Source organism: Streptomyces sichuanensis (assembly GCF_020328095.1).
In the GTDB taxonomy this organism is placed as follows: domain Bacteria; phylum Actinomycetota; class Actinomycetes; order Streptomycetales; family Streptomycetaceae; genus Streptomyces; species Streptomyces cinnamoneus.
In genome coordinates this window covers 54,900-72,433 of record NZ_JAIXMK010000026.1, presented here as the reverse complement: position 1 = coordinate 72,433, position 17,534 = coordinate 54,900, and the positions used below count along the sequence as shown (strand labels likewise).

20 protein-coding genes are annotated in these 17,534 nt (G+C 73.4%); 12 read left to right on the top strand and 8 right to left on the bottom strand.

Features of this window, described 5'->3' with window-relative positions; translation table 11 throughout:
* The first annotated feature begins 122 nt into the window (after nt 1-122).
* The 3 genes from LE181_RS11060 (at nt 123) to LE181_RS11050 (ending at nt 3,046) form a co-directional block, all read left to right on the top strand.
* On the top strand, nt 123-683 hold the full coding sequence (locus LE181_RS11060; RefSeq protein WP_372458313.1) for a Clp protease N-terminal domain-containing protein: 561 nt from the start codon (nt 123-125) through the stop codon (nt 681-683).
* Nucleotides 684-721: 38 nt separating this feature from the next.
* Entirely contained in the window at nt 722-1,723 is a 1,002-nt protein-coding gene (locus LE181_RS11055; protein ID WP_225661055.1) for an EamA family transporter, read from the top strand.
* A gap of 363 nt (nt 1,724-2,086) precedes the next feature.
* Nucleotides 2,087-3,046, top strand: a complete 960-nt coding sequence (locus LE181_RS11050) for a DMT family transporter (protein ID WP_225661075.1) — start codon at nt 2,087-2,089, stop codon at nt 3,044-3,046.
* Here the strand turns inward: LE181_RS11050 and LE181_RS11045 are convergent.
* Nucleotides 3,033-3,737 (bottom strand): pyridoxamine 5'-phosphate oxidase family protein, encoded by a 705-nt coding sequence (locus LE181_RS11045; protein ID WP_225661054.1) that lies wholly within the window; start codon nt 3,735-3,737, stop codon nt 3,033-3,035. The genes LE181_RS11050 and LE181_RS11045 overlap by 14 nt on opposite strands.
* Nucleotides 3,738-3,772: 35 nt before the next feature.
* Here LE181_RS11045 and LE181_RS11040 point away from each other — a divergent pair, with 35 nt between their 5' ends.
* On the top strand, nt 3,773-5,104 hold the full coding sequence (locus LE181_RS11040; RefSeq protein ID WP_225661053.1) for an aminotransferase class I/II-fold pyridoxal phosphate-dependent enzyme: 1,332 nt from the start codon (nt 3,773-3,775) through the stop codon (nt 5,102-5,104).
* On the opposite strand, the gene LE181_RS11035 is transcribed toward LE181_RS11040, so the two are convergent.
* Entirely contained in the window at nt 5,095-6,162 is a 1,068-nt protein-coding gene (locus LE181_RS11035) for a DMT family transporter (RefSeq protein WP_225661052.1), read from the bottom strand. The genes LE181_RS11040 and LE181_RS11035 overlap by 10 nt on opposite strands.
* A 73-nt stretch (nt 6,163-6,235) precedes the next feature.
* On the opposite strand from LE181_RS11035, the gene LE181_RS11030 reads away from it, so the two are divergent.
* Complete coding sequence (locus LE181_RS11030) at nt 6,236-7,141, top strand: LysR family transcriptional regulator (RefSeq protein ID WP_225661051.1); 906 nt, start codon at nt 6,236-6,238, stop codon at nt 7,139-7,141.
* A gap of 93 nt (nt 7,142-7,234) precedes the next feature.
* Nucleotides 7,235-8,194: an NAD(P)-dependent oxidoreductase gene (locus tag LE181_RS11025; RefSeq protein ID WP_225661050.1), complete on the top strand. Its 960-nt coding sequence runs from the start codon at nt 7,235-7,237 to the stop codon at nt 8,192-8,194.
* 82 nt (nt 8,195-8,276) lie between these two features.
* Here the strand turns inward: LE181_RS11025 and LE181_RS11020 are convergent, their stop codons facing one another.
* Nucleotides 8,277-9,311 (bottom strand): methyltransferase, encoded by a 1,035-nt coding sequence (locus LE181_RS11020; protein WP_225661049.1) that lies wholly within the window; start codon nt 9,309-9,311, stop codon nt 8,277-8,279.
* 87 nt (nt 9,312-9,398) lie between these two features.
* Entirely contained in the window at nt 9,399-9,875 is a 477-nt protein-coding gene (locus LE181_RS11015; protein ID WP_225661048.1) for a pyridoxamine 5'-phosphate oxidase family protein, read from the bottom strand.
* A 139-nt stretch (nt 9,876-10,014) separates the two neighbouring features.
* Between LE181_RS11015 and LE181_RS11010 the strand changes: the two genes are divergently transcribed.
* Nucleotides 10,015-10,659, top strand: coding sequence for a cysteine hydrolase family protein (locus LE181_RS11010; RefSeq protein WP_225661047.1), 645 nt, complete (start codon nt 10,015-10,017; stop codon nt 10,657-10,659).
* Between the two features lie 23 nt (nt 10,660-10,682).
* On the opposite strand, the gene LE181_RS11005 is transcribed toward LE181_RS11010, so the two are convergent.
* Nucleotides 10,683-11,204, bottom strand: a complete 522-nt coding sequence (locus LE181_RS11005) for a Rieske (2Fe-2S) protein (protein ID WP_225661046.1) — start codon at nt 11,202-11,204, stop codon at nt 10,683-10,685.
* A gap of 163 nt (nt 11,205-11,367) precedes the next feature.
* On the opposite strand from LE181_RS11005, the gene LE181_RS11000 reads away from it, so the two are divergent.
* The 5 genes from LE181_RS11000 to LE181_RS10980 all read left to right on the top strand — a co-directional run bounded on the left by LE181_RS11000 (nt 11,368) and on the right by LE181_RS10980 (nt 15,137).
* Nucleotides 11,368-12,192, top strand: coding sequence for a HipA family kinase (locus tag LE181_RS11000; protein ID WP_225661045.1), 825 nt, complete (start codon nt 11,368-11,370; stop codon nt 12,190-12,192).
* Nucleotides 12,189-12,581 (top strand): DUF3037 domain-containing protein, encoded by a 393-nt coding sequence (locus tag LE181_RS10995; RefSeq protein WP_225661044.1) that lies wholly within the window; start codon nt 12,189-12,191, stop codon nt 12,579-12,581. Before LE181_RS11000 ends, LE181_RS10995 begins: the two co-directional genes overlap by 4 nt.
* A 167-nt stretch (nt 12,582-12,748) precedes the next feature.
* A complete protein-coding gene (fabG, locus tag LE181_RS10990; protein WP_225661043.1) occupies nt 12,749-13,510 on the top strand; it encodes a 3-oxoacyl-ACP reductase FabG in 762 nt (253 codons plus the stop codon).
* A 20-nt stretch (nt 13,511-13,530) separates the two neighbouring features.
* Nucleotides 13,531-14,352, top strand: a complete 822-nt coding sequence (locus LE181_RS10985; protein WP_225661042.1) for an SDR family oxidoreductase — start codon at nt 13,531-13,533, stop codon at nt 14,350-14,352.
* A gap of 98 nt (nt 14,353-14,450) precedes the next feature.
* A complete protein-coding gene (locus tag LE181_RS10980; protein WP_225661041.1) occupies nt 14,451-15,137 on the top strand; it encodes a uracil-DNA glycosylase in 687 nt (228 codons plus the stop codon).
* Nucleotides 15,138-15,455: 318 nt separating this feature from the next.
* Here LE181_RS10980 and LE181_RS10975 read toward each other — a convergent pair whose 3' ends face one another.
* From LE181_RS10975 to LE181_RS10965, 3 genes are all read right to left on the bottom strand, one after another.
* Entirely contained in the window at nt 15,456-16,163 is a 708-nt protein-coding gene (locus tag LE181_RS10975; RefSeq protein ID WP_225661040.1) for a hypothetical protein, read from the bottom strand.
* 125 nt (nt 16,164-16,288) lie between these two features.
* Nucleotides 16,289-16,804, bottom strand: coding sequence for a DinB family protein (locus tag LE181_RS10970; RefSeq protein ID WP_225661039.1), 516 nt, complete (start codon nt 16,802-16,804; stop codon nt 16,289-16,291).
* A gap of 40 nt (nt 16,805-16,844) precedes the next feature.
* Nucleotides 16,845-17,447 carry a TetR/AcrR family transcriptional regulator gene (locus LE181_RS10965; protein WP_225661038.1) on the bottom strand — a complete coding sequence of 201 codons (603 nt, stop codon included), beginning with the start codon at nt 17,445-17,447 and terminating at the stop codon, nt 16,845-16,847.
* Nucleotides 17,448-17,534 lie beyond the last annotated feature (87 nt).

The following is a 17,534-nucleotide window of genomic DNA, read 5'->3' as shown; positions in this document are numbered from 1 at the left end:
AGAATCCGACACCCCTCCTTCTCAAGGAGGAGAACCGGCCCCTGCGCACCCGACCGGCGTCGGATGCGCGAATGCAACCCTCCGGGGATGCTCTCATCACACGGGACTGATGGGGTGGGAGGGTGCAAAACCGTACACCTGACACCGGATGGGCCGAGGCCGCGGACGGGACGCCGCTGAGCACGGATCTGGCCTCGGCGGTCATGGGTGCCCGCAGGCGGGCCGCGCGCGACGGCGACCGGCAGATCGACACCGCCCACCTCCTGCACACACTGCTGGAAACCGACCCCGGGGCCCGGCAGTCCTTCCCGGGCGGCCCGGCACAGGTCGCCCGGCTGCTCGGCTACCTGGTGCAGCGCACCATCGGCTACGGACTGCGCTGGACCGGCACGGTCGAGGACTCCGGTGCCCTGCCCGTCCTGGCCGCCGCGGTGCCCGGCTGGTCGCCCGCCGCCGCCGGCGCCATGCGGGAGGCGTGCGCGCGGGCCCGCGCACGGGGCGCGGAGCGGGTGGACGGCACGGACCTGCTGGCCGCCCTGCTGCGCGATCCCCGCTGCCGGGCCGTCGACGTCCTGCTCCGGGCCGGCGTCGACACCGCCCTGCTGGCCGCGCACCTGGACGGGCTGCCGGACCGCTCCGTGTGCCCGGGGAAGACGATCTGCCAGGAGGTGCCAGGACCATAAGGGGTGACGGTCCTGTCGAATGCTGTCATGATGCAGCGATGCATGCGTCTCAAGGGAGAAGCGTGGGGCTGGGCCTTGCCCTGGTGTCCGCGCTCGCGTTCGGTGGATCGGGTGTCGCGGCCAAGCCGCTGATCGAGGCGGGTCTGGACCCCCTCCACGTGGTGTGGCTGCGGGTGACGGGCGCGGCCCTGGTGCTGCTGCCCGTCGCCTGGCGCCACCGCGCCCTGGTGACGCGCCGTCCGGCGCTGCTGGCCGGCTTCGGCCTGCTGGCGGTGGCGGGCGTGCAGGCCTGCTACTTCGCGGCGATATCCCGGATCCCGGTCGGGGTCGCCCTGCTCGTCGAATACCTCGCCCCGGCCCTCGTCCTGGGCTGGGTGCGGTTCGTCCAGCGGCGGCCGGTGAGCCGGTCCGCGGCCGTGGGCGTCGTACTCGCCGTGGCCGGACTCGCGTGCGTCGTGCAGGTGTGGTCGGGCCTGAGCTTCGACGCCCTGGGCCTGCTGCTCGCGCTGGGTGCGGCCTGCTGCCAGGTCGGCTACTTCATCCTGTCCGACCACGGCGGCAACGACGACGACGCGGCCGACCCGGTCGGGGTCATCGCGTACGGGCTGCTCGGCGGCGCCGTCCTGCTGACCGCCGTGGCACGCCCCTGGGACATGGACTGGTCGGTGCTCTCCGCGAACGCGGACATGAACGGCGCGGCCGTGCCGGCCGTGCTGCTGCTGGCCTGGATCGTCCTCGTGGCGACGGTGGCCGCCTACCTCACCGGCGTGCTGTCCGTACGCCGGCTCTCGCCGCAGGTCGCGGGCGTCGTCGCCTGCCTGGAGGCGGTCGTCGCCACCGTCCTGGCCTGGGTGCTGCTCGGCGAGCACCTGTCCGCACCGCAGATGGCGGGCGGCGCCGTGGTGCTCGTCGGCGCCTTCATCGCCCAGCGCTCCACACCCAAGGAGGCGCCCGCCGTGCCCGTGGCCGGGGGAGACGGCGGAAGGGCCCGGGAGACGGATGCCGAGAGGGAGTTGTCGGGCGGAGTCCGTCCGGCCTAAGGTGACGATCATGCCGATGACTGTTCTTCCGCCTCCCGCCGCGTAGCGCGGGCGGCCGCTTCCCGGAGGACCGGGCCCGGGACGAGCTCCCGGGCTGATCGCCGCTGCCCGCAGACGGACTACGCGATCATCCATGTCTTCCGCGGGAGAACAGTCGTGCACCATTCCTCTCTTCCGGCCTGCCCTTCTTCGGGCGGGCCGTCCACCGGCGCGTCGTCGTCCACGGGCGGTTCGTCCGTGACGGTGCAGCCCGTCACTCCGTCCCTGGCCCAGCCCGTCGCCTCGCTCCCGGCGGGGTCCGTCGTCCCGTCCCCGGCCGTCCTCTCGGCGACGCCGCGAGCGGTTGCGTCCGTCGGCCGGGGCCTGGCCTGCGTCGTTTTCGCAGCCGTCGCATGGGGCACCACCGGACCGGTGGCCTCCCTGGCCTTCGACTCCAGCGGTCTCGGGCCCGTGGCCCTCACGTTCTGGCGCACCGCCGGCGGTCTCGCCCTCCTGCTCGTCCTCCAGGCCGTCCGTGCGCGACGCCCCCGTCCGGCGCGACCGCTCCCGGCGGGCCCCCGCCGGCCGAACGGGCGGCGGGTGGCGCGCGTCCTGATGACGGGTGCGGGGTTCACCGTCTTCCAGGCCGCGTACTTCGCGGCGGTCGACGGCACGGGGATAGCGGTCGCGACCGTCGTCACCCTGGGCGCCGCGCCCGTCCTCGTGGCTCTGGGCGGCAGGCTGCTCCTGGGCGAGCGGCTGGGCGCGGGCGGTCGGCTGGCCGTGGCCGGGGCCCTGACCGGTCTCGCGGTGCTCGTGCTCGGCGGCGACGGAGCCGGGGCGGTGCGCCCGGTGGGCGTCTCCATGGGGCTGCTGTCGGCAGCCGGTTATGCGGTGATGACCCTCTCGCCCCGGCTGCTCGGCGGAGCGGACAGGGGGTCGGACCCGTTCATGACGACGCTGACGTCGTTCGCCGTCAGCACGGTGGGCCTGCTGCCGCTCGCACTGGCCGAAGGGCTCTGGCCGCGGGCGCACGAACTGGGGCGGACGCTGTGGCTGATGGGGTACCTGGTGACGGTGCCGACGGCGCTGGCGTACGTGTTGTTCTTCGCGGGGCTCGCCGCGGTCCGGGCCATGACGGTCACGGTGATCACCTTGCTGGAGCCGGTGACGGCGGCGGCCATCGCGGTGGCGCTGCTCGGTGAGCGCCTGACCGTCGCCACCGCGGCCGGCACGGCCGTCCTGCTCGGGGCGGTGACCGCGCTGGCCTGCGCGGAGGCGCGCGGCTCGGCGGCCTCCGCGTCGGCGGCCCCCGCCCCGGCGGAGGGGCTCAGCGGCCGGTGAGGTAGTCCGGGACGGCGATGCCCGGGGCCAGGTCGTCGGCCGGGACCGGGGTGCCGTAGGCGGTGGCCACGGGGACGACTCCGCTCCAGTACGGCAGGGCGAGGTCCTCGGGATCGTCGTTGGGGCCGCCCGTGCGGACCTTGGCCGACACCTCCTCCAGATCGACGCGCAGCACGGCCGTGGCGGCCAGCTCCTTGGCCGACGCCGGCCGGGAGTCGGCCGCCCGGCCTGCCACGACCTGATCGACCAGGGCGTCGAGGGCGGCGGACAGCTCGGCCGGGTCCGTGACCCGGCGCGCGGTGCCGTGCACCACCACCGACCGGTAGTTGAGGGAGTGGTGGAAGGCGGAACGGGCCAGGACCAGGCCGTCGACGTGGGTGACCGTGATGCAGACGGGCATCCCCGGCTCCTCCGCCTCCCCGGCGGCGCGCAGCGGCCGCGAGCCGGTCGAGCCGTGCACGTAGAGGCGCTCCCCGATGCGCCCGTAGAGCGTCGGGAGGACGACGGGAGCGCCGTCGCGGACGAAGCCGAGGTGGCAGACGTAGCCCGCGTCGAGTATCGCGTGGATGTGCGCGCGGTCGTAGGAGGCGCGGTCGCGGCTGCGGGTGGGGACGGTGCGCTCGGTCCGCTCGTACTGCCCCGCCCCGGAGCTCTGCTCGACGACGCCGGGGGAGACCGTGGAAGAAGGCATTGCGCTCCTCATTGCACTAGTGCATACTTGGCTTTGTGCTAGGAGAGTATCGGATCGAGGGTCGTCGCGCAGCGGACATCTCCGCGAGCGTGGAGCGTGCTGTCGGCGCGGGCAAGCTCGCGCCGGGCGAACTGCTGCCGCCGATGCGCGAGTTGGCGGTGGAGCTCGGTGTCAATCCCAACACCGTCGCGGCCGCCTACCGGACGTTGCGCGACCGCGGAGTGATCGAGACGGCGGGCCGGCGGGGGAGCCGGGTGCGCGAGCGCCCGGCCAGTACCCCGCGTGAGCTGATCCGCGTGGACGCACCGGAGGGGGTCCGGGACGTCTCCACGGGCAACCCCGATCCGGCGTTGCTGCCCCCGCTCGGCGAGGCGCTCGCCGCCGCGGCCGAGCGGGCCCGGCGCGACCCCGTGTTGTACGGCACGCCGGCGGTCGACACCGATCTGGAGCGCATGGCCAGGGAGATGTTCGCGCGGGACGGGGTGCCGGGCGGCCCGATGACGGTCACCTCGGGGGCGCTCGACGGCATCGAGCGGGTGCTGGCGGCACATCTGCGGCCGGGTGACGCGGTGGCGGTGGAGGATCCGGGCTGGGGCAGCCTGCTGGATCTCGTCCCCGCGCTCGGGTTGCGCGTGGTGCCCGTGGGCGTGGACGACGACGGTCCTCTGCCCGAGGACACCGAGCGGGCGCTGAGGCAGGGCGCGCGGGCGCTGATCGTCACCGCCCGGGCGCAGAATCCGACGGGAGCGGCCGTCGGAGAGGAGCGGGCCCGGGCGTTGCGGGCCGTTCTCGCCCGCCACCCCCAGGTCCTGCTCGTCGAGGACGACCACGGCCACGGCATCGTCGACCTGCCACTGCACTCCCTCGTGGGAGGGACGGACCACTGGGTGTTCGTCCGCTCCGTCGCCAAGGCGTACGGGCCCGATCTGCGGCTCGCGGTGCTCACCGGTGACGCGGTCACGGTGGACCGGGTGCGCGGGCGGCAGCGGCTGGGGCACGGGTGGGTGAGCCATGTGCTGCAGGACGCCGTGCTCCACCTGTGGCGGAACGGTGCCGTGGACACGGCGGAGGTGGCGGGCGCCTACGGGCGTCGGCGCGACGCGCTGGTGCGGGCGCTGCGCGAGCGGGGCGTCGAGGCACACGGGCGCAGCGGGATGAACGTATGGCTGCCGGTGCCGGACGAGACGGGAGCGGTGGCGCGGCTGCTGCACGCGGGGTGGGCCGTGGCGCCGGGTGCGCGCTTCCGGGTCGCCTCGCGGCCGGCGGTGCGGCTGACCGTGTCGACGCTCGCGATGGAGGAGATAGGAACGGTCGCGGACGCCCTGGCGGCCGCGACCGTTGCGATGTCGGTGGGGCGCTACGACTGAGCGGAGCCGGCGCGGTCCCGGCCGGCGCGGCGGAAGCGAGCCCGTTCGGGCCGGGCGGGCTTCGGGGTGCTGCCGGGCCTGCTCTGGGTGAGCGCCGCACCGGCCAGCACGATCACCGCGCCGACCGGGGTGTTCCAGGCGAGGTCCTCACCGAGGAACACCACACCCGCCGTGGTCGCGACGACCGGGATGAAGTACGTCGAGAGGGTCGCGGTCGTCGGGCCGACCTCGGCGACGAGGCCGTACTGCAGGAGGAAGGCGAGGCCGGTGCCCAGAGCACCCAGGGTGAACACGGCCAGCAGCGGTCCCACGGGGAAGGAGGACGGCAGGGGGCTGAGCAGCGGGGCGGTGACGGCCATCTGCACCGTGCCCATGAGCAGTTGGCCACCGGAGAGCGAGAGGTTGGAGTCGCCCGTGTGCGACAGGGTGCGCCGGACGTAGACCCAGCCGACGGCGTAGCTGGCCGAGGCGATCAGTGCCATGGCGGTGCCGGCCGGGTCCTGGCCCGAGAAGCCCTGCCAGGCGCCGAGCACGGTGAGCACGCCGGCGAAGCCGAGCCCCAGCCCGGCGATCCGGCGTCGGGTGGGGCGGTCGTCGGACAGGGCCACGAGGGAGAGCAGCATGCCCCACAGCGGGGTGGTGGCGTTGCAGATGCCGGCCAGGGTGGAGGGGATGGTGGTCTCGGCGTAGGCGAAGAGCGTGAACGGCAGGGCGTTCAGGAGGACGGCCGCCACGAAGAGGTGGGCCCAGGTGCGCGGGGCGCGCGGCAGCCGCTCCCGCTTGATCATCAGGGCTGCGACGAGCACCGCCGTTCCGAAGAGCATCCGTCCGAGCGTCACGAAGGCCGGGGGGAAGCCATCGGTGCCGACCTTGATGAACAGATAGCTGCACCCCCAGATGAGGCACAGAGCACCGAAGCGGATCCGCCAGTCCACGGCGGAACGCCCCTGGCCGTTCGGGGCGGCAGGGGCGACGGAGGAGTCGGAGGAAAGAGGTGGTGTGGGGGCTGTTCTGACTGAAGGGGCAGAAGGTTGCTCGGGGGTGGTGGCGGTGCTCATGTGACTACGATGACGGGTCGTACTCATTAGAACAAGCGAATTAATCTGGTGTGTACCCCGTAGCATTGCTTACATGTTGAACCTGGAGCGCCTGCGCACCCTTCATGCCGTCGCCCGCCACGGTTCCGTCAGCGCCGCCGCCGACGGGCTCCATGTGACGACGTCCGCCGTGTCCCAGCAGCTGTCCAAGCTGGAGCGGGAGACCGGACAGCAGCTGCTGGCCAAGAACGGCCGTGGAGTGCGGCTGACCGACGCCGGACGGCTGCTCGTCGAGCACGCCTCGCGCATCCTCTCCCAGGTGGAGCTGGCCCAGGCCGACCTGGAGGCCCAGCACGGCCATGCCGTCGGCGACCTCCTGATGGGCGCCTTCGCCACGGCGGCCCGCGGCCTGTTCCCGGCCGCCCTCGTCGCCCTGCGCCGCGAGCACCCCCAGCTGCGCGCCCGGCTGGAGGAGATGGAGCAGGACGAGGCCGTCGCCCGCGTGGTGCGCGGGGACATCGACCTCGCCGTCGTCCTCGACTGGTACAACAAGCCGCTGCCGGTGCCGGAGGAGCTCGCCAAGGCCCCGCTCCTCGACGACCGCGTCGACGTCGCCGTGCCCGTCGGCCACCCGCTCGCCGGCCGGGAGCAGGTCGCCCTGGAGGACTTCGCCGAGGACGAGTGGATCTCCTGGCCCAAGGGCGAGTTCTGCCACGACTGGCTGCTGTTCACCCTGCGCGGCAAGGGGGTGGAGCCCCGCATCGGGCACAAGGCCGACGAACACCCCACCCAGCTCGCCCTCGTCGCCGCCGGCCTCGGCATCGCCGTCGCACCGCGCCTGGGCCGTGGCCCGGTGCCGGAGGGGGTCTGTATCGTGCCCGTGCGCCCTACGATGTGCCGTCGGGTCTTCGCGATCTGGCGCGTGGACGCCGACCGCAGGCCCTCGGTCCGCGCCGCCGTCGACGCGCTGCGCACCGCCGGAGCGGCCATCGGTTCCTGAGTGGAATGAGTGGAAGAGTCCCTTGAGGGAAGAACCTACAGAGACGCCGACTAGCTGGTGGTTGGCTCACTTATAGGGGACTCTGGGGGAAAAATGAGCACCGACGGGAGCACCGACGCGAGTGCCAGAGTGACCGTCCTCGGCCTGGGGGCGATGGGGGCGGCATTGGCCGGCGCGTTCGTGGACGCGGGCCACCGCACGACCGTATGGAACCGCACGTCCGGCAAGGCCGACGCCCTCGTCGCGCGCGGCGCCGTGGCGACGGCAACGGCCGCCGAGGCCGTGACCGCGAGCCCGCTGGTGGTGGTCTGTCTGTCGTCCTACGACGGAGTCCACGAGGTGGCCGGCCCCCTGGCCGGCGAGTTCGCGGGCCGGACGCTGGTCAACCTCACCTCGGGCTCGCCGGTCCACGCGCAGGAGACGGCCGCGTGGGCGGAGCGCAGCGGGGCCGGCTATCTCGACGGGGTGATCATGACGACCCCCTCCGGCATCGGCAACCGCGACTTCCTGCAGCTCTACGCCGGCTCGCAGGCCGTTTTCGAGGAGCATCGCGGGACGCTCGCCGCCCTGGGCGAGCCGCTGCACGTGGGTGCCGACACCGCCCTGTCCTCGGTCTACGACACGGCGCTGCTGGGCCTGATGTGGTCCACCCTGACCGGCTGGCTGCACACGGTGGCGCTCATCGGCGCCGACGGCCCCGGCGGCAACGTATCGGCGACGGCGTACACCGAGGTGGCCGACCGGTGGATGCGGACCGTGCGTTTCTTCATGAGCGCGTACGCGCCACAGATCGACTCGGGACGCTATCCGAGCGGGGAGTTCCCCCTCGAACTCCACCGGATGACGATGGACGTCCTCCTGCACGCGAGCCGGCTCCGGGGGGTCGACGCGCGCATGGCGGAGCTGTTCCGGGAGCTGACCGAGCGGGCGGTCGCGGCCGGCCACGCCGGCGACAGCTACGCCCGCCTGATCGAGTACGTGCGCACGGACGGCCGCCCGGACGGTCCCGCAGCCGGCCGCCCGGACGGCCGCCCGGGAGCGGCCCCGGCCTGACCCCGGTTCCAGCGCCGGATCCGCGGATTCCGGTGCCGGACCCGCCGGTCGGACCGGGGCGGGTGCCGGACCGGGACGGGTCTCACTTGCTCCCGATCACCATCGACTCGGGCCCGGCCAGGTGCTGCACCCGGCTCTCCCGGAAGCCGGCCTCCGCCAGCCAGGCCCGGCAGTCGGCACCGGTGTACTCGAAGCCGCCGGGCGTCTCCAGGAGCATGGTCAGGCTCATGAGCAGCCCCGGTACGTTCTCCCGGCGCTCGTCGTCGAGCAGCGTCTCGTAGATGATGACGCTGCCGCCCTCCGGCAGTGCCTCGTATGCCTTGTGCAGGAGGGCCTTGGCCTTGGGGAGCGCCCAGTTGCTCAGGATGTGCCCGAAGATCAGCACATCGGCGCGGGGCAGGGGACCGGCGAAGAAGTCGCCCGCGAGGAACGAGAGGCGGTCGCCGAGGCCGGAGCGTTCGAGCCCGCGCCGGAACGTGGGCTCCACGGCGGCCAGGTCGAAGCCGGTGCCCCGCAGATGGGGCCGGCGCCGGAGCAGGTGGGTGAGCAGGGCGCCCTCGGCGCAGCCGACGTCGACGACCGTGGCGTAGGGGGACCAGTCGACCGCTTCGGTCAGGGCGTGCACCGAGCGCATGGACAGACCGGTCATGGCCTGCTGGAAGACGGCGAGGCGCTCGGGGTCGTCGTAGAGGGAGGCGTAGATCCCCTCCTCGCCGGTCTTGATCTCGTTCTGCGGGGCGCCCGTGCGCAGGCCCTCGGCGAGGTTGCCCCACAGGTCGTACATCCGCGTGTCGCTCATCTCCAGGAGGCCGCCCACGTAGGCGGGCTTGCCGCGCACGAGGTAGTGGGCGGTGGCGGGGGTGTTGGCGTAGGTGCCGTCCGTGCGCTGCAGGGCGCCGAGGCCGACGAGGGCGTCGAAGAAGTCGCGGGCGGCGCGGGGGTGCAGCTTCAGCCGGACCCGCAGGGCGTCGCCGTCCAGGGGGCCCTCGGCCAGCTCCGTGAAGAGGCCGATGCTGACCGCGACGAGCAGGACCTTCGATGCCATGAAGCCGGTGGCGATCTGCAGGAGCTGGTCGAGGGCCGGGCCGTGTTCGGTATCGGGAAGGGTGTCGCTCATGGGTTCCTCGCAGGGCGCATACATGGCCATTTGACGGACATTTCTGTACTGCCCACTCCGCGCCCCGTTCAGGCGCCTCGCCGGTGCTCAGCGACCGCCCGCCGCAGGGAGCTTGCGGAAGTCCCAGGAGACGACGGTCTCGGGGGCCAGGCGGAGCCAGGCGTGCCGGCCGTCGTGCGGCATGGCCTCCAGGCCGAAGTACTTGGCGGCGAACAGTCGCTCGGGTCCGGCGAGCTCGGGGCAGGCGGCGCCCCGGCGCGGCGCCTCGCCGACGGGGACGGCGGTGCCGGAGAGCTCGGCCCCGCGCAGCTCTCCGTACTCCCGGCCGTCGTCGACCACCGCCGCGAGGCGCGGGTCGCGCCGCAGGTCGGCCCACCGCCGGCTGCGGGTGAGCGAGTACAGCCACAGGGCCTGCCCGTCCCACACGTACCACAGGGCACTCACGTGCGGCCGGCCGTCCGGGCCGGTCGTCGCCACCCGGCAGGTGTGCGCCGCGGTGAGGAAGGCGTCGAGCTCCGCCGGCGTCATCATGATCCGGCGGCCCCGCCGCTGTGTGACGGCCATCGTCCACCACCCGCCCTCTCGTATCCGCGTCACTACCTGACTGACTGTCAGAAAGAGTGGGCCCTCTTCCGCCGCCGCGCAATGCCCGTTACCCTCACGCGCCCCGACCCACCCGTGCACGACTCGACGAGGGAGCGCCATGGCGCCGCAGGACCGGCTCGCCGACGGGCTCGACCCGGCCACCACCGTGCTGCTGACCGTCGAGTGCCAGCGCGGTGTCGTCGGCCCCGACAGCGCCCTGCCCGAGCTCGCCGCCGTCGCCCGTTCCTCCGGGGCGCTGGTCAACGTCGCCCGCCTCGTCGCCGCGGCCCACGAGGCGGGCGTGCAGGTCGTGCACGCCGTCGCCGAGCGCCGCCCCGACGGCCGCGGCGCCAGCCGCAACGCCCACCTCTTCCGCATCGCCGAACGCCTGCCCGTGCAACAGCTGACCGGCACCCTGGCCGTACGGATAGCCGACCCGGTCCCGGTCGGCGACGGCGACCTCGTCGTACGGCGCCTGCACGGGCTCTCACCGCTGGCCGGCACCGGCGTGGACGCCCTGCTGCGCAACCTCGGCTGCCGCAGCCTGGTCGTCACCGGCGTCTCGGCCAACGTCGCGATACCCAACGCCGTCTTCGACGCCGTCAACCTCGGCTACACCGCCGTCGTCCCCGCGGACGCCATCGCCGGAGTGCCCGCCGACTACACGGCGGCGATGGTCCGCCACACGCTCGCCCTCGTCGCCACCGTCACCACCACCGAAGCGCTCCTGCGCGACTGGCGGCACCCCCGACGGCAGCGCTGAGGGCTCGTACCGACCGCGAGGGGTCACTCCACGGTGAGCGAGTTCCCGCTCACCGAGACGCGCTCCGGAGGCAGCGGCTTGCGGGCCGGGCCGGTGCGGACGCTGCCGTCGGCGACGGAGAACCTGCTGCCGTGGCACGGGCAGTCGATGGTCCCGTTCGCCACCTCCGTCACCAGGCACCCCTGGTGCGTGCAGACCGCCGAGAACGCCTTGAACTCTCCCTTCGTCGGCTGGGTGACCACCACTTTGCGGTCGGCGAACACCTTCCCGCCCCCCACCGGGATCTCCGCCGTCGTGGCCAGTGCCTCGCCCTTGCCGGGCTTCCCGGTCGCCTCGGACGTCGTCCCGGACGAGCCGCCGGACGCGCCCTCGGTGCGGGGGGCCGGCTGCGAGGTGTCCGGCGACTTCTTGCCGTCCGAACCGCCGCAGGCGGCGAGCACGGCCGCCAGGCCGGCGGCCCCGGCCGTCGCGACGACGGTGCGCCGGGTCGTGCCGGCCGGGGCGGGACACGAAGCGGAAGACGAAACGGGGGACGGATGCGTCATGATCGTTCCTTCGCTGTTCCGGAAGTGCAGGTGCAGGTGCAGGGCCGCCGTCGGGAGGAGGGCCCAGGGGCCCGCTGCGGGAGGCAGCCCGGTTCGAGGAGGCATACGGTTCGCCCCCGCCCGGTGTTCAACGGCCGAGTGACCTGCCGAGTAACCTGGGGCGATGCTCCCCGAAGTCACGGCGACCCGCTACGTCACGCCCCTGCGGGAGGGCGGCTCGCTCCCCGGGATCGTCGAGGCCGACGATCTCGGCACGTACGTCATGAAATTCACCGGCGCCGGCCAGGGCCGCAAGACGCTGGTCGCCGAGGTCATCTGCGGGCAGCTGGCCCGCCGCCTCGGACTGCGGGTCCCGGAGCTGGCGCGGATCCAGCTGGACCCCGTCATCGGCCGGGGCGAGCCGGACCAGGAGGTGCAGGCGCTCCTCAAGGCCAGCGGCGGACTCAACCTCGGGATGGACTTCCTCCCCGGCGCCCTCGGCTTCGACCCGCTCGCCTTCGAGACCGACGCGGCCGAGGCCGGGCGCGTGGTGTGGTTCGACGCCCTGATCAACAACGTCGACCGGTCCTGGCGCAACCCCAACCTGCTGGTCTGGCACGGCCGCCTCTGGCTGATCGACCACGGCGCCACCATGATCTGGCACCACAACTGGCCGAGCGCGGCGACCGCGGCCGGCAAGGCGTACGACGCCTCCGACCATGTGCTCGCCTCCTTCGACCCGGACGTCGCCACCGCCGCCTCCGAACTCGCGCCCCGCATCACCGCGGAGTTGCTGACCGAGGTCGCCGCCGACGTCCCCGACGAGTGGCTCGTGGACGAGCCGGGCTTCGACGGCCCGGACGCCCTGCGCCGCGCCTACGTCGAGGTCCTGCTCGAACGCGCGGTGACCATCGGCGACCGCATCACCGTCGGCGAGCGCAGCGCCGACAAACCCTCGCAGGCGCCGGAATGGGTGCGTGTCAGGCTGGACGGAAAGGCCGGGAAATGACGCGCCACAACGGACGCGACGTCTTCGAGTACGCGCTGCTGCGCGTCGTACCGCGCATCGAGCGCGGGGAGCAGATCAACGCGGGGGTCGTCGTCTACTGCCAGGCACGGTCCTACGTCGCCGCCCGCGTCCACCTGGACGAGGCACGGCTGCTGGCGCTCGACCCCACGGCGGACGTGGCCGGCGTGCGGGCCGCGCTGCACGCCGTCGAAGGGGTCTGTGCCGGCGGCGAACGGGCCGGACAGGCGGCCTGTGACGACGCCGGCCGGCGCTTCCGCTGGCTGATCGCGCCCCGCAGCACGATCGTCCAGCCCGGACCGGTGCACACGGGCCTGACCACCGATCCCGAGAGCGAGTCCGCGCGCCTGCTGGACCTGCTGGTGAGGTGAGCGCGGGCGGCGGCGCGGGCGGCGGCGTCATCGGCGTCGCCGGCGCCGTATCACGGGGCGTTGACAGCGGGTGGCACGGCTTCTAGCGTCTGATCGTCGACGCTACTGAGCGGTTGCTCACCTGCTGCTCCGTGCGGGGAGCGGCCTTCGAGGTGAGGAGAACCCGCATGTCCACCACCGAGCAGCGCGTAGCCCTCGTCACGGGCGCGGCCCGTGGCATCGGGGCGGCGACCGCCGTGCGCCTGGCCGCCGAGGGCCGTGCTGTCGCCGTCCTCGACCTCGACGAGGCGGCCTGCGCGGACACCGTGGAGAAGATCACCGCGGCGGGCGGCCGGGCCCTCGCCATCGGCTGTGACGTCTCCGACTCCGCCCAGGTGGACACCGCCGTGGCCCGCGTCGCCGCGGAGCTGGGCGCTCCCGTCATCCTCGTCAACAACGCGGGCGTGCTCCGCGACAACCTGTTGTTCAAGATGAGCGAGAACGACTGGGACACCGTCATGAACGTGCACCTGCGAGGCGCGTTCCTGATGTCCCGTGCCTGTCAGAAGCACATGGTGGACGCCGGATTCGGCCGCATCGTCAACCTCTCCAGCAGCTCGGCCCTCGGCAACCGCGGCCAGGCCAACTACGCCGCCGCCAAGGCCGGTATGCAGGGCTTCACCAAGACGCTCGCCAAGGAGCTCGGCAAGTTCGGCATCACCGCCAACTCCGTGGCGCCCGGTTTCATCGCCACCGACATGACGGCCGCCACCGCGGCCCGCGTCGGCATGAGCTTCGACGACTTCAAGACCGCCGCGGCGAGCCAGATCCCCGTGCAGCGCGTCGGCGAGCCGGAGGACATCGCCCACGCCGTCGCCTTCTTCACCGGCGAGCAGGCCGGCTTCGTCTCCGGTCAGGTCCTGTACGTGGCCGGCGGCCCGCTCAACTGACGACAGAGGGGACGGACACCATGACCGCACAGGACGTGACCGCAGGGGACTCGACCGCAGGGGACGTGACCGCACAGGAGACGACCGAACGGGAGCGGGAGCTCACCGGGAGAGTCGCCCTCGTCACCGGCGCCAGCCGGGGCATCGGCTACGGCATCGCCGAGGCGCTCGTGGCCCGCGGCGACCGCGTCGTCATCACCGGCCGCAACGAGGACGCCCTGAAGGAGGCCGTCGAACGGCTCGGCCCCGGCCGGGCGATCGGCGTGCCGGGCAAGGCGCACGACGAGGCCCACCAGGCCGTGGCCGTCGAGCGTGCCATGGAGGCGTTCGGACGGGTGGACTACCTCGTCAACAACGCCGGCACCAACCCGGTCTTCGGCCCCATCGCCGACCTCAGCCTCTCCGTCGCCCGCAAGGTCTTCGAGACCAACGTCATCTCGGCGCTCGGCTTCGCCCAGCAGACGTGGAAGGCATGGCAGAAGGACAACGGCGGGGCGATCGTCAACATCGCCTCCGTCGCTGGGCTCGGCTCGTCCCCCTTCGTCGGCGCGTACGGCATCAGCAAGGCCGCCATGATCAACCTCACCCTGCAGCTCGCCCACGAGCTGGCGCCGGGCGTACGGGTCAACGCCATCGCCCCGGCCCTCGTGAAGACCCAGTTCGCCGCCGTCCTCTACGAAGGGCGCGAGCAGGAGGCCGTGGCCTCCTACCCGCTCGGGCGGCTGGGCGTGCCGGAGGACATCGGCGGCGCGGCGGCGTTCCTGCTGTCGGACGCGGCGGGCTGGGTCACGGGGCAGACCCTCGTCGTGGACGGGGGGCTCTTCCTCAACGCGGGGGTGTGAGGGCGCCCCTGTCGGGCCGCCCGCACCTCGCGGCGGGCGTTGTCAGTGGTCGCCGGTAAGTTCTTCCGCGAGAACGGATCGAACCCCGGAGGTTGTGCGTGACCGTCACCGACATGCTGCCCGAGTCCTGGCGCGGTGTCCTCGGCGAGGAGCTGGACAAGCCCTACTTCAAGGAGCTCATCGACTTCGTGGAGGACGAGCGGACGAAGGCGCCGGTGTACCCGCCGCGCGGAGAGGTCTTCGCCGCCCTGGAGGCGACCCCGTACGAGCAGGTGAAGGTCCTCGTCCTCGGCCAGGACCCGTACCACGGCGCGGGCCAGGGCCACGGCCTGTGCTTCTCGGTGCGGCCCGGCGTCAAGACGCCGCCCTCGCTGCGCAACATCTACAAGGAGATGCGGGAGGAGCTCGGCTACGACGTGCCGGACAACGGCTACCTCATGCCGTGGGCCCAGCAGGGCGTCCTGCTGCTCAACGCCGTGCTGACGGTCCGCGGCGGGGAGCCCAACTCCCACAAGGGCAAGGGCTGGGAGAAGTTCACCGACGCGGTCATCCGCGCGGTGGCCTCCCGGCCCGACCCGGCCGTCTTCGTGCTCTGGGGCAACTACGCACAGAAGAAGCTGCCCCTCATCGACGAGGAGCGGCACATCGTCGTCAAGGGCGCGCACCCGTCGCCGCTGTCGGCGAAGAAGTTCTTCGGCAGCCGCCCGTTCACGCAGATCAACGAGGCCATCGCCGCCCAGGGCCACCAGCCCGTCGACTGGCGCATCCCGGACCTCGCGGTCTGAGCCGGAGCGGCCGGCCGATCCGGGCTCCGCTGATCGGGCCTCTGCTGGTCCGGCCTCCGCTGAGCCGGAGCGGCCCGTGGCCGGGCCGGATGGTCCGGCCGCTCGCCGAGCCGTATCACTGAGGCGTAGCCGTCCGGGTCGGCCGGGGGCCGGTCGACCCGACGGACCGGTGCGCGGCCCGGTGCCGTCGGCCGCACGGCGGCCGCGGCGGCACCGGAATGCGCCGCCGTGCGGCCGACGGGTGCGGACACCGGGCCCTCGCAGCGCCCCCCGCGACCCCCGGGCCTCATGGCGCCGCTCCCCGGGCCCTGCCTCCGGTCAGTTCCCGTACACCTGGTGGCAGATCCGCGAGGCGTCGCCGCCCTTCTGCCACTTGCCGTAGGTGTCGCCCATGGCGCAGACGCCGTTGCCCTTGCGGCCTCCTGGTGCCGGGGCGGCGGGTGCGGGCGCCGGGGCCTCGTGGCGCGCCTCGGGCTCGTGCCGGGGCCGTGACTCGTGCTCCGCCTGCCGCTCGGCCGGCCGGGACGGGGCCTCGCGCCGGGGCCCGGCCGCCTCATGTGCCCCCTCCTGGGAGGGGGGCGCGGCGGCGGGTGGCGGGGGACCGGCGGACCGGGCGGAGCCCGCCGGCCGGTCCGCCTCCCGCGGCGGCTCCCCGGACTCCCGGTCGTGGGAGCCGGTCGAGCCCCGGGCCTGATCGTGCTCTCGGCCCCAGAGCGGCCATCCCGGGGGCCAGGACGGGCGCGGCCCCCACGACGGCGCCCAGGAAGGCTCCCCCGTCAGGACCAGAGGCGGATCGGTCAGGTCCGCAGAGGTGTCCGCGGACCGCCCCAACGTCGCCGCCCTGCCGCGCTCCGGCCCGTCGCCGGTGGTGGTCAGGGACTCGCGGGCCGGGCCCGGCGCGGCCTCCGGCTCCGCGGCCCGGGTCAGCCGGGGCGGGCGCGCGGACCGGTCGTCATGCGGAGAGACGGAGACGCAACCGGCGGCGGCCGACATCGCCACCGCCACCAGGGCAGCCGCAGCAGGCATTCGATGCACCCGCCCAACCTGCTGCCACGACACGGCGGTTGGGAACTCCCCGCAAGGGTGACAAGGGATCACACCCGCCACCGCGCGCCGCCCGTTCGCGCCGCACCCCCGGGATCACTCCTCGGTCATTCCCCCGTCGCACCGTCGATGCGCTCGCGTATGAGGTCCGCGTGGCCGTTGTGGCGCGCGTACTCCTCGATCATGTGCAGGAGGATCCAGCGCAGGTCGAAGCGGTCCCCGTTCTTACGGGTGCCGACGCTCAGGTCGTCCAGCGACCGCCCGCGCGCCGCCTCCCGCGCCGCGTCGATCTCCGCCTGCCACACGGCGAACGCGCCCTCCCACGAGTCCCCCTCGGAGACGCGGAAATCCCCGTCGAGGTCGTCGTCGCTGTAGTGGATCGGCCCGGCATCCGTCTCACCGGCGAGCATCCGCCGGAACCAGTGCCGTTCCACGTCGGCCATGTGCCGCACGAGACCCAGCAGCGTCAACGACGAAGGCGGCGCGGACGCCTCCCGCAGCCGGACGTCGTCGAGCCCCGCGCACTTCAGCGCAAGGGTGGCACGGTGATAGTCGAGAAAGCCCTCCAGCGCGGTGCGCTCGTCGGCGACGGTGGGCGGATCGATGCGTTCGGGAGAGATCATGGCCGCCATCCTGACGGCCGTCCCGGCCTCCGCCAAGGGATTATCCGCCGAGCATGCCGCGCAGCAACTCGGTGAAGCCGGCGCGGAACTGCGCCCGGTCCGGCACCTCGGCGTGGAACGACCCCGCCGTGCAGGAGAACATCAGCCCCTCGCTCCAGGCGAGGAGGGTCAGCGCGTGCCGCTCCGGCTCGGTGGAGCCCGCCGCGGCCATGAGCGCGACCAGGGGTTCGCGGAAGGCGCGGCCCTCGGCGTCGTAGATCTTCCGCAGCTCCGGCCGCCGCGTCGCTTCCAGGGCCAGCTCGTAGCGGGCGAGGAGCAGTTCGCGGTGGTCGGTGAGGATGCGGTGCAGGGCCAGGGCGACCGCATCGGCGAGGGCGTCCGCGCCGTCCGTGAGGGCGGGCATCTCCTCCAGCGTCAGTACCCGGGCCTCGCGGGCCGCATGCCGCCGCATGGCCAGTTCCAGCAGCGCCGCCCGCGTACGGGCGTGGTTGGAGGTCGAGCCGGGCGGCAGCCCTGCCGCCTCGTCCACCGCGCGGTGCGTCAGGCCGCGCATACCGCGCTCCGCGAGCAGCGTGATGGCGGTGTCGGCGATCAGTTCGGCGCGGGAGGCGGGGGCCGGGCGGGTGCTGCGTTCGGTGCTCATGGTGCCCAACCTAGCGATGCGGTGCCCGTCCCGGCCCGTACCGCCCTGGCACTTCCACTACGGGCGTAGTAGCCTCGGACTACAGAT

Excerpts from the sequence above, each read along its gene's own strand:
- LE181_RS11045 (WP_225661054.1), bottom strand. The coding sequence starts at position 3,737 with ATGCCTTCTTCCACGGTCTCCCCCGGCGTCGTCGAGCAGAGCTCCGGG.
- LE181_RS11035 (WP_225661052.1), bottom strand. The coding sequence starts at position 6,162 with ATGAGCACCGCCACCACCCCCGAGCAACCTTCTGCCCCTTCAGTCAGA.
- LE181_RS11025 (WP_225661050.1), top strand. The coding sequence starts at position 7,235 with ATGAGCACCGACGGGAGCACCGACGCGAGTGCCAGAGTGACCGTCCTC.
- LE181_RS11015 (WP_225661048.1), bottom strand. The coding sequence starts at position 9,875 with ATGGCCGTCACACAGCGGCGGGGCCGCCGGATCATGATGACGCCGGCG.
- LE181_RS11005 (WP_225661046.1), bottom strand. The coding sequence starts at position 11,204 with ATGACGCATCCGTCCCCCGTTTCGTCTTCCGCTTCGTGTCCCGCCCCG.
- LE181_RS11055 (WP_225661055.1), top strand. The coding sequence starts at position 722 with ATGCATGCGTCTCAAGGGAGAAGCGTGGGGCTGGGCCTTGCCCTGGTG.
- LE181_RS10975 (WP_225661040.1), bottom strand. The coding sequence starts at position 16,163 with ATGCCTGCTGCGGCTGCCCTGGTGGCGGTGGCGATGTCGGCCGCCGCC.
- LE181_RS10985 (WP_225661042.1), top strand. The coding sequence starts at position 13,531 with ATGACCGCACAGGACGTGACCGCAGGGGACTCGACCGCAGGGGACGTG.
- LE181_RS11000 (WP_225661045.1), top strand. The coding sequence starts at position 11,368 with ATGCTCCCCGAAGTCACGGCGACCCGCTACGTCACGCCCCTGCGGGAG.
- LE181_RS11010 (WP_225661047.1), top strand. The coding sequence starts at position 10,015 with ATGGCGCCGCAGGACCGGCTCGCCGACGGGCTCGACCCGGCCACCACC.
- LE181_RS10965 (WP_225661038.1), bottom strand. The coding sequence starts at position 17,447 with ATGAGCACCGAACGCAGCACCCGCCCGGCCCCCGCCTCCCGCGCCGAA.
- LE181_RS11020 (WP_225661049.1), bottom strand. The coding sequence starts at position 9,311 with ATGAGCGACACCCTTCCCGATACCGAACACGGCCCGGCCCTCGACCAG.
- fabG (WP_225661043.1), top strand. The coding sequence starts at position 12,749 with ATGTCCACCACCGAGCAGCGCGTAGCCCTCGTCACGGGCGCGGCCCGT.
- LE181_RS10995 (WP_225661044.1), top strand. The coding sequence starts at position 12,189 with ATGACGCGCCACAACGGACGCGACGTCTTCGAGTACGCGCTGCTGCGC.
- LE181_RS11030 (WP_225661051.1), top strand. The coding sequence starts at position 6,236 with ATGTTGAACCTGGAGCGCCTGCGCACCCTTCATGCCGTCGCCCGCCAC.
- LE181_RS10970 (WP_225661039.1), bottom strand. The coding sequence starts at position 16,804 with ATGATCTCTCCCGAACGCATCGATCCGCCCACCGTCGCCGACGAGCGC.